The organism is Pedobacter sp. BS3 (genome assembly GCF_008274585.1).
Classification (GTDB): Bacteria; Bacteroidota; Bacteroidia; order Sphingobacteriales; family Sphingobacteriaceae; genus Hufsiella_A.
Genome location: NZ_VTRT01000002.1, coordinates 543,985 through 560,416, shown reverse-complemented (window position 1 = coordinate 560,416; position 16,432 = coordinate 543,985). Strand labels below are relative to the sequence as shown.

Below are 16,432 nucleotides of genomic sequence, written 5' to 3'. Positions count from 1 at the left end.
AATGAAAAATTTAAAAACGAGAATTACAAATACAGCATTCTGTTCTTTATTGATCATAATGTTATGCAGTTGTAATGACAGGTACGATTACCCCATACCTGAAAACTCTTTTGTGGAAACCAACCTGCCGCCGGCTGTCAAAGTTACATTATCTAAGTCGGGCGGATCGTGGCAAATGTTTATCAAAGGCAGCGAATTTTACGTGAAAGGTGTTGCCGCGAATAATTTCTATAGCAAGGCTGCCGATTTTGGAGCTAATACTATAAGAACGTACGGCGTAGCCGATAATTCCCGTAAAATTTTAGATGAGGCTTATGCTGCGGGCTTGTATGTAAACTTTGGTTTGTACATGAAGCGGGAAACTGATGGCTTCGACTACAATAATGAAGCTGCAGTACAACAGCAGCTTGAACAAATGAAACAGGATGTAGTTCGTTTTAAAGATCATCCGGCTCTACTATGTTGGTCAATAGGTAATGAGGCAGAATCGAGTTATACAAATACTAAGCTGTGGTCAGCAATAAACGATGTGGCAAAATATATACACCAGGTTGATCCTAACCATCCCACTACTGTTGCGCTTGCTAATTCAGATGTAACTAAAGTTCAATTGATAGCCAGCATGGCTCCGGAGATAGATTTTTTATCTATAAATTCCTATGCGCCCAATGTGCCTTCAGTACGGGACAATCTTAATACAGCGGGTTGGCAAAAACCTTACATGATTACCGAGTTTGGTCCAAGAGGAACCTGGCAGATGAGCCCGGAACCTACAAGGGTATTAAGTTGGGGCGGCCTGGTAGAGCAGACGAGTACTGAAAAAGCAGCTGATTATTTACAGATATATCAAAATCATATCTTCGCTAATAAAGCAAATGGATGTATTGGATCATTTGTGTTTCAATGGGGGTATCAAACCCATGGGGATGTGTTGACCTGGTTTGGACTTTTAGATAAGAAAGGTTATACTTTCCCTGCAGCGGATGCAATGCAATATGCCTGGACAGGCTCATACCCAGCCAACAGGGCGCCGGTAATCCAGGACAGGAATGCGGTATTAATGAATGGAAAAAAAGCAGAAGATAACATCAAGGTTGATAAGAGTTCGACGAATACCGCTTCTGTGGTAGCAACTGATCCTGATGGTGACCCGCTGACCTATTCATGGATGATTATGAAAGAGAAAACTGCCAGTGCAGATGGCAGTCTGCCTGATGGCATTGCTGGTTTAATCACCGATAATACGCTATCCAATATTTCTTTTAAGGCGCCATCAGAGACAGGCGCATACCGGTTAATTGTTTTTGTGAATGATGATGCTAATAAGAAAGTAGCGAGTGCGGTAATTCCATTTTATGTCAATTAGATTGGTTATGAACCCGGTATGATTGAAACACAGCAAATAACTATTTTAATCATCAAAGACTCCATCAGATCATTAAATTATAAAGTAAACAGATGAAAAATATATCAGTAAAGACTTTTATGTTCATCCTCCTGCTGGCTCTGGGAGCCTGTAAAAAAGATGATGAAAATACACAATTGGCAAATGCCTTTTCTGTAAAGGTTACACAAAATATGGCTTTGCCTTATGTGGTAACCTCAAAAGATGATATCGTATTTGATTTAACCATTACCTCTAATTCAGCAAATAAAATTAAAGATGCTGTTTTAAGTCTGGATGGTAATGATTTACACACTGCTACGGTATCTGACGCTAATCAGGTTACTTTGCAATATACGTATGAGGTAACGGGCACAGATATAGGAAAGAGCCTGATATTCAGACTGACGGTTTCAGATGAACAAGGTAATTCTGTAGATAAAGATCTGACGGTATACATACAGTCAGCACCGGCCGATATTAATATCGCTATTCCTGGCGAAGCTCCTACGGAAATTAAAGATAACGAGTCTGCGAATTTTGATATCGCTGTTGTGTCAGAGAATGACATTAAATACATCAAAACATTTCTTGATCAGACAGAAATAACATCTTTAACCAAAGAAACTTTTGCAAGCCCTAAAGAAGATACTTATCATTTCACCTATCAGCCAACCGTGGCAGATGCGGATAAAACACTTTCTTTTACAATTGAAGTAATGGATGTGCTGGGTAATATCGTTAAACAAACGTACTCATTGAATATTATCCGCTCCCAGGAGGCAGATTTTAATTTCTATACCGATGTTAATTTAGGAGCGCAGCGTTCAACAGCATTTGGGCCATTTTTCAATGCGTCTAATGGCGAGGTCTATATAACAACAGGGGCCGCGGCAAAATCGGCGGGAATAGATTTAATTAATTTTTATAGTGGATCAACCTATGCTTATAATATAACTTCCCCAACTTTGGCTACGGTAGCAAACAATGTTTATACTGTTGCTACCTATGGAGAAGATGGAATGGCTAATTGGTCTGTGAAAAACCAGACCTTAATTAAGAAAATAACCTTAACACGCGAAGAGTTCGATTTGTTAGCTTCTTCAGCGGCAATACAAGCTTTGTACACCGGTTCCGGTGTCGCGGAAAGTGAAACTTCCGGAGGTTTAGCCAATAACAATGTTATCGTATTTAAAACGGCATCAGGCAAGTATGGAGTACTGTACGTGAAATCCAGATCTGCCAATGCGAATACAGGCTATTTAACGGTAGATATAAAAGTTCAGAAGTAAGCATGACAAGCAGACAATATATAAGCGGGCTTGAAAAATTAGGCCTGCTGGTACTCTTTTTATGTTTTTTTTCGCCGGTTGATGCGCAGCAAACCCCTAAATATCTTGACCCCGGCCAACCTGTAAAAGAACGGGTAAAAGATTTAATGGGCAGAATGAGCCTGGATATGAAGATAGCTCAGATGTGCCAGTACGTGGGATTAGCCCACATGAGAGATGCGGAAAAAAATATAACCGAAGACGAATTATTGAATGGCCATGCCCGGGGGTTCTATAAAGGCTTACATTCTTCAGGAGTGGAACGGATGGTGCAACAGGGGTTAATCGGTTCTTTTTTACATGTATTAACTGTTGAAGAGGCTAACCATTTACAAGAACTGGCAGAGCAAAGTCCGTTAAAGATTCCGTTACTGATAGGTATTGATGCTATACACGGTAACGGATTAATGTCTGGTTCAACTATTTATCCCTCGCCAATTACCATGGCATCTGCTTTCGCACCCGGTATGGTAGAAAAATCATTTCGTCAAACCGCGTTAGAGATGCGTGCAAGCGGTATGCATTGGGCATTTGCTCCCAATATTGAAATAGCACGAGATCCCAGATGGGGACGGGTTGGAGAAACGTTTGGCGAAGATCCGTATGTGGTTACGCAGATGGGTATTGCTGCGGTACGTGGCTTGCAGATGGATAAATTTGATAAAGACAAAAGTGTATTAGCCTGTATTAAACACCTGGCAGGCGGCGGTATCGGAAATAATGGAACAAACGCATCGCCGGTTGAGATTGGCGAAGGCGAATTGCGCAATGTGATATTGGCCCCTTTTAAAGCTGTTATAGAACAGGCCAGGCCTTTTACCTTAATGCCTGCCCATAATGAAATAAACGGTGTGCCGGGGCATGGTAACAAATGGCTGATGACAGATATAGCCAGAAACGAATACGGTTTTAAAGGCTTTATAGTGAGCGATTGGATGGATATGGAAGCTCTGAGCCAGAAGCATAAAATTGCTCCTACACCAAAAGAAGCGTTCCGGATTTCTGTAGATGCCGGTGTGGATATGCACATGCATGGGCCCGGATTTTTAGAAAGCATTAAAGAACTGGTTGCAGAAAAGAAACTTTCGGAAGAAAGGATCAACGAGGCTTGCGAAAAGATCCTCGAAGCTAAATTTATGTTAGGGCTTTTTGAAAACCGGTACACCAGCAAAAGCGATCAGGCCAAAATTGTATTTGCTAAAGAACATCAGCAAACGGCGCTGGATATTGCCAGGAAAGGCATCGTTTTGCTGAAAAATAAGGATCAGATTCTTCCGCTTACGGCCGGAAAATATAAAAATATCCTTGTGGCAGGTCCAAATGCAGATAATCAATCCATCATGGGCGATTGGGTGTTTGAGCAGCCTCGTGAAAATTATAGAACTGTTTTAGACGGTATTAAAAGCCAGTCGGCAGGAAGTAAGGTTAATTATGTAGATGTAGGCTGGAACCTGCAGACGTTGAATACCGATTCTATTGCAAAAGCTGTTAAAATGGCTAAGAATATGGATTTAATCATCCTTGCATTAGGTGAAGATTCATTCAGACAGCATTGGAAAGAAAAGACGGCGGGAGAAAACCGGGACAGAATGGATATTACGCTTTGGGGTAAACAGCAATACCTGGTAGAAGAATTGAAAAAATCGGGGAAACCGGTTATTGTGGTTCTGATAAACGGCCGGCCGCTGGCAACGCCCTGGATAGAAGAAAACGCAGACGCCATTTTAGAGGCATGGGAACCGGGTTCCTTTGGCGGACAGGCAGTTGCCGAAATATTATATGGCAAAGTAAATCCAAGTGGCAAATTGCCCATAACCATTCCAAGACATGTCGGGCAAATTCCTATCTACTATTATCAAAAACCGTCGCAGTATTCTCATCCGTTCATCGACGGCGCCAAAGACGCTCTGTATAATTTCGGTTATGGATTAAGTTATACCAGCTTTAAGTATTCAGCCTTAAACTGTCCCGGAAACAGCAAATACGGCGAGCCTCTGAAAGTAACTGTTGCCGTTGAAAATACCGGACAAATGGCAGGAGAGGAAGTCGTACAGCTATACCTGAGGGATGATTTTAGTTCAACAACCCGGCCTGTGAAGTTATTGGTTGGATTTCAGCGGGTTCATCTTCAAAAAGGAGAAAAGAAAACGGTAAGTTTCTCTTTAGAGAAAGAAGCGTTTGGCTATTATGATAGCAGAGGGAAATATGTTTTCGAGCCCGGGAGCTTTACGTTGATGGCAGGGGGCAGTTCTGTAACTAAAGACCAGATTTTTCAAAAGGTTACGGTGGATAATTAGCAGCCTGTTAAGATGAAAGATCGGTTCAATTGTCCTCGTTTGCAACGAGGGCTTAAAATGGTAAGTCGATTCAATCGACACACCAATAAGCACTCGTTGCAAACGAGCGCTATTTAAGAAGATTAAAATGAAGAAGCATCTATATATACTATTTCTGTTATCGGCATTCTTGCCGGCTTACGGTCAGTCGCGGCAAAATATAGAACAGAAAATCGAAGCTGTTCTGTCAAAAATGACTGTGCGTGAAAAAGTAGGGCAGTTAAACCAATTAGATGGCAGAGGCATACATGGAACCATAGAACAATTAAAGGAACTGGTACGTAGAGGAGAGGTGGGGTCATTAATGAACATTACCGATCCCAAAATCGTCAATCAGCTACAGGAAGCAGCATGCAAAGAATCCCATACAAAAATTCCATTGATTTTTACACGGGATGTGGTACATGGTTTTAAAACTATGCTTCCCATTCCCTTAGGTCAGGCAGCTACCTTTGATCCTGACCTGGTAAAAGAAGGGGCAAGAATAACTGCTGTTGAGGCCACCGAACACGGTATTCGTTGGTCTTTTGCTCCCATGATAGATATTTCGCGGGATGCCCGTTGGGGACGTATAGCCGAAAGCTTTGGCGAAGATACCTACCTTACCGGACAGATGGCAGTAGCTGTAGTAAAAGGTTTCCAGGGTGAAGATCTTGCTAATCCTCAATCTATGGCAGCCTGTCTGAAACATTTTGTCGGTTACGGCGCTGCCGAAGGAGGACGTGATTACAATTCAACCTATATACCCGAAAGACAGCTTCGCCAGGTGTATCTTCCGCCGTTTAAACAGGGCATTGAAGCAGGGGCTGCCAGTATCATGGTATCGTTTAACGATAATAACGGTATCCCGTCTACAGGAAACAAATATCTTTTGAGAAATATTCTCCGTAAGGAATGGGGGTTTGACGGTGTAACATTGTCAGATTGGGGATCGGTAACTGAAATGATCAGACATGGTTTTGCCGAAGACAGGAAACAGGCTGCGGAAATAGCCATGAATGCGGGACTGGATGTGGAAATGTCATCAAAGTCTTATATCCAGAATCTCGAAAAACTGATCGCAGAAGGCAAGGTTCAGGAAACTGCGCTGGACGATGCTGTAAGGAATATTTTAAGATTAAAATATCGTTTAGGGCTTTTTGAACGGCCTTATACCGACATCCATAAACCTAAAGAAACTTATTCCGCGAAACATCTCGCAGTAGCAAAAAAGTTAGCCGAAGAGTCAGTTGTTTTGTTAAAGAACGAGAACAAAACGTTGCCCTTATCCGCAAACATTAAAAGCATTTTGATAACCGGGCCATTGGCAGATGCGCCTCACGACCAGTTAGGTACCTGGACCATGGACGGCGAACCCGGTAAAACACAAACTCCGGCGAAAGCCATTGCCAACCTATATGGAAACAAAGTAAAAGTACATGTGGTTCCGGGACTTACCTACAGCAGGGATAAGAACCAATCAACGTTTGATGAAGTGTTGCGTATGGCCCGGTCGGTAGATGCCATTGTAGCCTTTGTAGGTGAAGAGGCTATTTTAACCGGAGAAGCGCACAGCCTGGCAGCATTGAATTTACAGGGAGCGCAATCAGAGTTAATTAAGCAACTGAGCGCTACAGGCAAACCATTGGTAACAGTAGTTCTGGCAGGCAGGCCTTTGACTATAGGCAAAGAGGTTGAACAGTCGGATGCTGTATTGTATGCCTGGCATCCGGGAACAATGGGCGGTCCTGCAATAGCCGATATCCTGTTCGGAAAAGCTATCCCGGCAGGTAAATTACCGGTAACATTTCCAAAAGAAGTTGGACAGATACCGATTTATTACAACCACACAAATACCGGTCGTCCGGCCAGAGGAAACGAAAAATCACTGGATGAAATACCGTTAAACGCTCAACAGTCTGTGTTGGGGCATTCTTCCTACTATTTGGATATCGGTTCCAAGCCTTTATATCCCTTTGGTTATGGGTTGTCCTATACCTCATTTGAATATGCGGATTTGAAAATTGCAAATACCAGGTTGAAGAAAAACGATACGCTGTCGGTAAGTGTGGTTATTAAGAATACAGGGCAGTATACAGGAACAGAAATCGCACAGCTGTATATCACAGATCAGGTAGGTTCTGTCACCCGACCGGTTAAAGAGCTAAAAGGGTTTGAACGGGTAGCACTGAACGCGGGAGAAATAAAGACCGTTCATTTTAATCTTCCCGTTTCTGAATTGGCTTTTTGGAATAGCGTAATGGAAAAAACAGTAGAGCCGGGCAAATTTAAAGTAATGGTTGGAACTAACAGTGAAAACGGATCGGAAGCAACTTTTGAAGTTTTATAAGTATTAATAAAAGCAGTTAAGAGAAAGATAAATAGTATAAAAATGAAAAATACCCTCGCATTATTTCTTCTGATATTGACGATACCCACATTTGTGTTAGGAAAAGCTGAAAAGGAAATTTCCGTTGATATTTGTATCTACGGCGGTACTTCCGCAGGAGTGATATCTGCCTATACAGCAGCCAAAGCAGGTAAAAAAGTAATCATCATAGAACCCGGCGCAAGATTGGGAGGATTGAGTTCCGGAGGATTGGGAATGACCGATATCGGTAATAAATATGTGGTTACCGGTCTGGCATTGGATTTCTACCGCAAATTGGGCGCACATTACGGAAACCTTGAAAACTGGGTTTTCGAGCCTAAAGTAGCTTTGGGGATATTCAATGATTATATCAAAAAAGCAAACATCAATGTGGTATACAACCGGCAGTTAATTGATGTAAAAAAAGAAAAACGTAACATAAAAGAAATTACCGTTACCAATTTAGACGAGAAAAACGGCGACAGGCTGAAAATAAAGGCGAAGATGTTTTTAGACTGTACTTACGAAGGCGATTTGTTTGCTATGGCAGGAGTGAGCTATCATGTAGGACGCGAGGATAACAAAGTCTATAACGAAACTTTAAACGGTGTTCAATTACTTAAAGGACATCAGCTTCCCGATGGTGTGGATCCTTACAAAGTAAAAGGAGATCCCTCTAGTGGTTTGCTTTGGGGAATCAGCAACGAAACATTAAAACCTAACGGAACAGGAGATAAAAAAGTACAGGCATACAATTTTCGTATAGCCCTTACGAATGATCCTGCAAACAGAATTCCTATTACCAAACCCGATAATTATGATCCAAAAAGATATGAACTATTGGTTCGACAAAAAGAAATACAGCCATGGAAGGGATTGAGCGATGTTTTTATCTGGAGCCTGATGCCTAATAACAAAACCGACATCAATAACCGCAACGGCATGTCAACCGATATGATCGGAGCGAACTGGGAATACCCGGAGGCAGACTATCGTAAAAGGAAAAAGATTATCAGGGAACACGAGGATTACACCAAAGGCCTGTTATATTTTGTAGGTAATGACCCTGCTGTACCGGAATTTATCCGAAAAGAAATGCAGAAGTGGGGATACCCTAAAGATGAATACCTGAATAACAATCATTGGACCCCGCAATTATACATTCGTGAGGCCCGGAGGATGGTAAGTGACGTGGTGATGACACAGCACCATTGCCAGGGCAGGGAAGTAGTGACAGATGATATCGCTTATGCGGCTTATACTATGGATTCGCACAACTGCGACCGTTTGGTGGTAAACGGAATGGTTAAAAACGAAGGCAATGTGGAAGTGGGAGGGTTTCCGCCTTTCCCGATTTCCTACCGGTCTATCGTACCAAAGCGAACAGAGATAAACAATCTGTTAGTCCCGGTTTGCCTGTCGGCATCGCATATTGCTTATGGTTCCATCCGTATGGAACCTGTATTTATGGTATTGGCACAGTCGGCAGCCGTTGCAGCCTGTTTAGCGCTCGACAAACATATAGCGGTACAGGATGTCAATGTCGACGAAGTTAAGGCTATCCTTAAGGCAAATCCCAAGGCCGATTTTAGGAAACCCGATGTGCTGGTTCAGGTATCGGACACGGCAGCTGTTGAAGTAAAAGGTGATTGGAAAAAGGTTTCGCTAAAAGGTTATGGCAAGTATCACCTGGAGAACAGTTCCGGCAACAGCAATGAATATGTAAAGTTTAATTTAGGTTCGCTGGCTTCGCCGGGTAGATACACCGCTTATTATTATTTACCGGCCCTGCGTTCGAAAGCCGAAACGGCAAATCTTGAATTGTTTGATGGGAAATCGACCCGGATGTTGTCTCTGAATCTGAAAGATGTAAAAATAGTGGGACAAACTACCAGCACATGGGTAGAAATTGGTGACTTTAATTTTGATTTTGCAGCAGGTCCTTATGTAAAAATAGTAGCAAGCTATGCCCATAGAACAGTTGCAGCCAATGCCATATTGTTAGTCCCTAAAGATTAATAGTTTAAAACGTATGGAATTTTTAAATGGCGTTAATGCCCTCACCCTGATTTTTGTAGCGTTGCTGGTATTTGCTATTGCTTACAGGTACTATGGTCTTTTTATGGCGAATAAAGTACTGCGGTTAAATGCCAACCGGGTTACGCCTGCCATAGAATTTGCTGATGGCAAAGATTATGTAGCAACCAATAAAAATGTGCTTTTCGGGCATCATTTTGCGGCAATAGCTGCGGCAGGCCCATTGGTAGGGCCGGTACTGGCGGCCCAGTTCGGCTATTTGCCGGGTGCGTTGTGGATTCTGATAGGGTGTGTGCTGGCAGGCGGTGTGCATGATATGGTAGTTCTTTTTGCATCCGTAAGGCATAAAGGAGAAAGCCTGGCAACCATAGCCGGCAGGGAAATAGGAAAAGGTACCGGCTTAATAGCGGGATTTGCCATTCTTTTTATCCTGATTCTGACACTTGCCGGCCTTTCGTTGGCCTGTATCAGCGCTATGCACGAAGCATCCTGGTCACTGTTTATCGTGCTTGCGACAATGCCTATCGCTATTATCATGGGATTGATTATGCGCTACCGGAAAAACAGTGTAACATTAGCCAGTATTATTGGCGGTGTTTTACTGATTGCCGCAATTATTGGCGGGCATGAATTAATGCAGGTGAAAGAAATCAGTAATTTGTTTTACTGGAATATCAATACCATTTCAATTGCTATTGCCGTATATGGTTTTTTAGCATCGGTTTTGCCGGTCTGGTTACTTTTAGTTCCCCGGGATTATTTGTCGACCTATTTGAAAATTGGAACTATCCTGATGCTGGCGGTAGGCGTAATTTTTATTCATCCTACGTTGCAAATGCCGGCAATTACACGGTTTATACACGGTGGCGGTCCTATAATTGGTGGCCCGGTATTGCCTTTCATCTTTATTGTAATCGCTTGTGGCGCTATTTCGGGCTTTCATGCGATAATTGCTACCGGAACGACACCAAAAATGCTTACCAACGAGAAAGAGATTCTTTTTGTAGGCTATGGTGCCATGCTGGTAGAAGGTTTTGTGGCTTTAATGGCGCTTATTGCGGCTTGTACGTTAGTGCCTGGTGATTATTTTGCTATCAATACACCTAAAGAATTATACGATGGCTTTCTTGCCCAGCATCCTCAGCTGCATACCGTTGACCTGAATTATTTTAGCGAGCGCATTGGAGTAGATTTACACGGACGAACAGGAGGAGCCGTATCGCTGGCGGTCGGTATGGCACATATCTTCAATAAAATCCCCTTTATGAACGATGTAATGGCCTATTGGTACAATTTCGCTATTATGTTCGAAGCCGTCTTTATTTTAACCGCCATTGATGCCGGTACGCGGGTAGGCCGGTTTTTCCTGCAGGAGATGCTGGGTAATGCAATCCCAAAATTTAACGATAAAAACTGGATTCCCGGTATCATTATCAGCAGCTTGATTTTCACTTTTTCGTGGGGATACCTGGTTTATACGGGTAACGTAAGCAGCATCTGGCCGTTATTTGGTATCAGTAACCAGTTACTGGCAGCCTGTGGATTGATTGTATGTACCACCATGCTTATCCGGATGAACAGAAAAAAGTATGCCTTATGTGCAGCCATACCGGGAGTATTTATGGCATTGATAACTTTCTGGGCAGGTTATGAGCAGGTTAAGAATATCTATCTGCCCAAAGAACAGTATCTGCTGGCGTTTCTGGCAATACTGGCAATGCTTCTGATGCTGATTGTATTTGTAAACACTTTCAAAAGATGGTATAAACTATTAAATATCAAAGCAGAAAAAGTTGATTATTATGGAGATACAGTAAAAGAACTGGTAGAGCGGTAAGCCTTTAAAGCGGGCAAGCCGTTTATTGGCTTTTTAATGTATTCAAATGGATTTTCCGTTCATATACCGGAAGATAAGGGATACCTATTTTATAAACTTTAAAAATAAAAATTATGAAAAAAATCTATTTAAACCTGATTTGCGCAGCATTTTTGGTTGTGTTGTCAGCCAATGTTATGGCACAGAATGTCCGTTATGTAAAACCAGGTGCTTCCGGTAGCGGAACAAGTTGGAATGATGCCGGAGATTTACAGGCAATGATTAATGCTTCTGCCATAAACGATGAAGTCTGGGTAGCTGCCGGAACGTATAAACCTACCGAAAAATTAGATGTAGCCGGAGATAACAGGGACAAAACGTTTATTCTAAGGGCAGGCGTTAAAATTTATGGTGGTTTTGTTGGCAATAACGAAACATCTTTGTCTGAAAGAAATGTTACAGCCAATGTAACTATATTAAGTGGCGATTTGAACAACAGCAATAGTGCAAATGATGGTGACGCGTATCACGTAGTAGTATCTGCCGGAAATTCAAACGGTGCGGTTTTAGACGGTTTTACCATTCAGCATGGCTTTGCAAATGTTGCCACAGAACTGGCAGGAGTTGCCAGAAATCAGGGGGCCGGTATTAATATTACCAACGAAGCCACTTCTGTTACATTCAGTAATTTGATTATTAAAGATAATCAGAGTTCTGGTAATAGTGGTGGAGGGGCTTACCTGGCACTTTCCGGCACTTCAAACTGTACCTTTGAAAATGTGGTTTTTGATTCGAATAAAGTTACTTCGGCCAGTGGAGGCGCAATGTATTTTGTATCGGTCTCGGGCTCACCAAAAGTAACTGTTAAAAACTCAAAAGTCTTTAGAAGCGGGGGTAACAGTGGTGCAGGGTTTTATGTGCTTGGCTCGGATGAGAATATCCCCCAACTAAATATCTTTAATACGATATTTTCTGAGAACAGGGCTTCAAACACTCCGGGAGGGGGAGCAATTTATCTCGCGGGTTATACTAAAAGCACAATAGTAAATTGTACTTTTTATAATAATTCAAATACTAATGGCGCACTATCTTTTAACGGTGCAAATACAACTTTAAACCTTTACAATTCTATATTTAATAAAAATACTAAGTCATCATCAAATCAAACTTCAGCCGACATTAGAAATATTACCGGCGCAGTTTTGGATTTACGCTCAAACTTGTTTCAAGTAACACCTCCGGATGGTTTTGAGAGCACAGAATTTAAAAATATAATAGATGAAACTCCTGCAAACCTGTTTTCAAGCACAGATATCAGCAGCGCCAATTTCCTTCAATTGGTAGAGGGTGCAGCAACCGAAAAAGGTGACAATAGCTATATAACCACCTATGGTTTGACAACTGATTTAGCAGGAAATCCTCGAAAAACACATACTAATGTAGATTTAGGTGCTTATGAATATCAGGGAACTTTACCGGTAGAACTGCTATCATTCTCTGTTAAAAAGACAGGTAATGGTGCTGAACTGAACTGGATTGTGGCTTCAGAATCAAATAATGAAAAATTTGTGATTGAACGCAGCAATAATAGGCAGGATTTTAATCCAATTGCCACGGTGCAATCCAAAGGCAACACTACTCAGTCTGTGTCTTATAGCTGTGTGGATAGTACTCCGTTAAACGGGGATAACTATTACAGGCTTTTACAAAGGGACAAGGATGGAACTTCAGAAGTTTTAGGAATAAGAGTAATAAAATTCGATTTATCTGCAGCCGGCATTCAGGTCTATCCAAATCCGGCGAAGGACGTGCTAAAGATAAAAATGGGAACTATCCGGTCTGATATAGCCCGGGTTCGTTTAATTTCATTGGAAGGTAATGCATTACTAACAAAGCAGATTACAAAAACAAATGCCGAACAGGGCTTTGATCTTGACGTAAGGGCGGTCAATGCGGGCACTTATATTTTATTAATTGAATCTGCTGACAAAACTCATGATAAAACAAAAGTGGTGATAGTTAAATAACGCCACTTCGATATAGTGCATAAAAACTGCATATCTGGATAGCCTTATGCTTTAGTTGTAGATGTGTCTAAAAAGTCAGAAAGTACCATTATTAAGACGATCATAGGAAGATATCGCAAAGCAAACGCGAAGTAAAATCTCTTTCCTAAGTTCTTCTGGTAGAGATCTCTGGGTTACACTTTGTCTAAAGATTCTGTGAGTGGGATGGCGAGAATTTTTAGCCATCCTCACTCTCAAGCCTGTTATTCCGACAAAGTTGGGTGTTTGGAATAATCACAAGGGGGTGGTTTTTGGCTCATCAAAGAATCAGCCAGCCGGCGGGCCATGAGCCGGACTGAAGAACATACAAGAAAGGCACACGCGACACGCGATGCGCCAGCGAGGTAGCTATTATGTATACACATCCTATCACTCTTAGCCATGAAGCCAGTGGTTATATATGCGGTATGCCCACTAAGCAAATCGTCAGGTTACTTTGATAAAAGTAGGAGATTTTCCGAAGTACGTCGTCAATCCCCAAGAGCCGGATAAATTAAAAAAACAGTTGCAGAGTAGTATCTTTGGCACAGCCAAGCCTTAAATGTAGTGGTTTTGTGAACAAGTTTGCATAAAACGTTCGTTCTGTATTGACGAACAAAACGAAGCGCCGCTGTTTTTTTGATGAGCGCAGGCTATGTGGATAAAGGCTCCTGGTGGGATTGACAAGCATTTTTGCCTACTTTTGATGCCTCAAAAGTAGGATGCCCCGCGGCATAGAGCGAAATAATATTTGTGTACACACGATAGCCGCTGGAGGGGGTAGGGGGAGGAAAAGACAAATTAATTGTGATACATGATAGTTTGTAACGCGGATGTATGAGTTCTGCGATTTTTATCGCAATATGTAAGTGAAGAAAATCGTTTACATCCCTTAGTTTATTATTACCGATGAGATTGTAAAACCATTTGCAGTCAGGCAGAACTCTTTCGAAGCGTCTGTTAGCTACGATGGGGCATCCCTTGGGGTGGTCAGAATAGTCTAAGGACTTTATAGACTGTTTGCTTTTTAAAAACCAGTATCTTTTGTAATCTTATATTTATTTATAACTTCGTGGTTATAACTAACCTTCATGTCAGCATACAGTGCTCTCACCGATCAGGAACTGGTTGCTTTTTTGTGCGAAGGCAATGAGGCTGCTTTTACCGCTATTTACAACCGGTATTGGGCTGTATTGTATGCGCATGCCCGCAAAATGCTTCGCGATGACGATGAGGCTATGGATGTAGTGCAGGATATTTTTACTACGCTTTGGAAAAAATCGGGCGGGCTTATACTAACAACCTCGATAAAATCATACCTGTATACGGCAGTAAGGAATCAGACGTTAAATCAAATCAACCGCAGCCGGTTGAAGGATACTTACCTGTTGTCGTTAGCCAGGTTTGCCGAACAAGGCGAATACAACACCGACGAGCAGGTAGTATATCATGACCTGCTGGAGCGCATTGAACAGGAAATAGCCAATTTGCCACCCAAAATGCGTGAAATATTTGAAATGAGCCGAAAGTCAGGCCTCTCGCATAAAGCCATTGCCGAAGAACTGAGCATCACCGACCATACAGTTAAAAAAACCATTAACAGGGCGTTAAAGGTACTCAAGGCTCAAATATCATCCTTTTTTACGTTATTGTTTTGACTGGTTGCATTGTTGTTCGTTTTTTGTCATTCGTTTCTCGTTGTTCGTTTTTTGCCTTACGCCTTAAACCTTCCACCTAGCCATTAGCCATTGTCAACTGTCCATTGTCTACTATCCACTGTATCAACTGTCATTAAAAAAAAATTAATTCCGATGTCTACCATTACCGCATCAAATTGTCTTAGCTATAAACAGGCATTAATGCCGGCCAATTATGACGAAAGAAAAGGCGCAGGAATTGCTAAATAAGTACCTGGAAAATAAGTGCTCACCAGAGGAGAAGCGGCTTGTTGAGAGCTGGTATAATCAGGCTGTGGACAGTCATGAACCAATGCCTGATGAGCCGGATTATGAACAGGTACAAAAAATTATCTACAGCCGGCTTCCATTGCCTAGAAACATTCGCAGAATAAATTACTGGCCCCGTATTGCTTCTGCAGCAGCTATTTTATTGTTTGTTGCCATTGGGTTATATTTTTATACGAATGATCATACGTCAAGTCAAAAACCGGTTAAGGCCCCGGCTAAAATTGCTGCTGCCATTCTGCCCGGCAGTAATAAAGCCATCCTGACCTTAGGCGATGGCAGTAAAATCAACCTGACCGATGCCACGAATGGCGAGTTGGCCGAACAGTCCGGTACAAAAATCACCAAGGAGGCCGACGGGCAGTTATCTTATAAAACGGCTCCCTCTCCTTTGGAGAGGGCGGGGGGAGAGGCTACAATACACAACACGCTAACCGTTCCCCGTGGCGGGCAATACCAGCTTCAGCTACCGGATGGCACCAAGGTTTGGTTGAATTCCGCTTCGTCATTGCGCTATCCGTCCAAATTCAGCGGTGGTGAGCGCCGGGTGGAATTAAGTGGAGAGGCTTACTTTGAGGTGGCAAAAGCCCCCCTTAATCCCCCCAAAGGGGGGAAATCCCACAGTTCCAACTCCCTTTCCTCAGGAGAGGGTCGGGAAGAGGCGTGGATACCGTTTATCGTGGTTACAGCCACACAAGAAGTGGAGGTTTTGGGTACACATTTTAACATTAGCGCTTACCATGATGATGAGACGACCCAAACAACCTTACTGGAAGGGAAGGTACGTGTATCTTCAACAAACAGCGGCTTTAGAGATATCATCTTAAAGCCCGGACAGGCCGCCGTTACCAGCTTACGTAAGCCGGGAGTAGAAATAACAACTCCGGATGACGCGGATGATATCATTGCCTGGAAAAACGGTTATTTTATCTTCAATAATGAAAATATCCGTGATATTATGAAGAAACTGTCACGCTGGTACAATTTTGATGTAGCGTATCAGGGGGATATGTCGGATATTGCTTTCCAGGGAAATTATCTGCGGTCAAGGAACCTGGATAACCTGTTAAAGACCATGGAATTAACCAATAAAATTCATTTTAAAACTACGCCGGGAGGCATTGAAAAGGGCGAAAGGAGGATAACTGTTATAGCTAATAATTAACACG

9 protein-coding genes are annotated in these 16,432 nt (G+C 42.3%); all 9 read left to right on the top strand.

Translation table 11 applies throughout. The features are described 5' to 3' along the window. Window position 1 precedes the first annotated feature (1 nt). A complete protein-coding gene (locus FW774_RS08060) occupies window positions 2–1,366 on the top strand; it encodes a glycoside hydrolase family 2 TIM barrel-domain containing protein (RefSeq protein WP_197739817.1) in 1,365 nt (454 codons plus the stop codon). A 92-nt stretch (window positions 1,367–1,458) separates the two neighbouring features. Further along, the gene (locus tag FW774_RS08055) at window positions 1,459–2,676 is read left to right on the top strand and encodes a hypothetical protein (RefSeq protein ID WP_149347653.1); all 1,218 of its coding nucleotides are present in this window, start codon (window positions 1,459–1,461) and stop codon (window positions 2,674–2,676) included. Window positions 2,677–2,678: 2 nt separating this feature from the next. Further along, window positions 2,679–5,012 carry a glycoside hydrolase family 3 N-terminal domain-containing protein gene (locus FW774_RS08050; protein WP_149347652.1) on the top strand — a complete coding sequence of 778 codons (2,334 nt, stop codon included), beginning with the start codon at window positions 2,679–2,681 and terminating at the stop codon, window positions 5,010–5,012. A gap of 127 nt (window positions 5,013–5,139) precedes the next feature. Further along, window positions 5,140–7,380: a beta-glucosidase BglX gene (gene bglX, locus FW774_RS08045; protein WP_149347651.1), complete on the top strand. Its 2,241-nt coding sequence runs from the start codon at window positions 5,140–5,142 to the stop codon at window positions 7,378–7,380. Window positions 7,381–7,422: 42 nt separating this feature from the next. Further along, complete coding sequence (locus FW774_RS08040) at window positions 7,423–9,420, top strand: FAD-dependent oxidoreductase (RefSeq protein WP_149347650.1); 1,998 nt, start codon at window positions 7,423–7,425, stop codon at window positions 9,418–9,420. A 13-nt stretch (window positions 9,421–9,433) separates the two neighbouring features. After that, entirely contained in the window at window positions 9,434–11,275 is a 1,842-nt protein-coding gene (locus FW774_RS08035) for a carbon starvation protein A (RefSeq protein ID WP_149347649.1), read from the top strand. A gap of 113 nt (window positions 11,276–11,388) precedes the next feature. Then, complete coding sequence (locus FW774_RS08030) at window positions 11,389–13,281, top strand: T9SS type A sorting domain-containing protein (RefSeq protein WP_149347648.1); 1,893 nt, start codon at window positions 11,389–11,391, stop codon at window positions 13,279–13,281. Window positions 13,282–14,390: 1,109 nt separating this feature from the next. Next, a complete protein-coding gene (locus FW774_RS08025) occupies window positions 14,391–14,957 on the top strand; it encodes an RNA polymerase sigma factor (RefSeq protein ID WP_149347647.1) in 567 nt (188 codons plus the stop codon). Between the two features lie 214 nt (window positions 14,958–15,171). Further along, on the top strand, window positions 15,172–16,428 hold the full coding sequence (locus FW774_RS08020; RefSeq protein ID WP_149347646.1) for a FecR family protein: 1,257 nt from the start codon (window positions 15,172–15,174) through the stop codon (window positions 16,426–16,428). Window positions 16,429–16,432: the final 4 nt, after the last annotated feature.

What these genes read in the sequence shown, in the direction of transcription:
- FW774_RS08030 (WP_149347648.1), top strand. Translation starts at nt 11,389, where the DNA reads ATGAAAAAAATCTATTTAAACCTGATTTGCGCAGCATTTTTGGTTGTG.
- FW774_RS08055 (WP_149347653.1), top strand. Translation starts at nt 1,459, where the DNA reads ATGAAAAATATATCAGTAAAGACTTTTATGTTCATCCTCCTGCTGGCT.
- FW774_RS08060 (WP_197739817.1), top strand. Translation starts at nt 2, where the DNA reads ATGAAAAATTTAAAAACGAGAATTACAAATACAGCATTCTGTTCTTTA.
- FW774_RS08050 (WP_149347652.1), top strand. Translation starts at nt 2,679, where the DNA reads ATGACAAGCAGACAATATATAAGCGGGCTTGAAAAATTAGGCCTGCTG.
- FW774_RS08020 (WP_149347646.1), top strand. Translation starts at nt 15,172, where the DNA reads ATGACGAAAGAAAAGGCGCAGGAATTGCTAAATAAGTACCTGGAAAAT.
- bglX (WP_149347651.1), top strand. Translation starts at nt 5,140, where the DNA reads ATGAAGAAGCATCTATATATACTATTTCTGTTATCGGCATTCTTGCCG.
- FW774_RS08025 (WP_149347647.1), top strand. Translation starts at nt 14,391, where the DNA reads ATGTCAGCATACAGTGCTCTCACCGATCAGGAACTGGTTGCTTTTTTG.
- FW774_RS08040 (WP_149347650.1), top strand. Translation starts at nt 7,423, where the DNA reads ATGAAAAATACCCTCGCATTATTTCTTCTGATATTGACGATACCCACA.
- FW774_RS08035 (WP_149347649.1), top strand. Translation starts at nt 9,434, where the DNA reads ATGGAATTTTTAAATGGCGTTAATGCCCTCACCCTGATTTTTGTAGCG.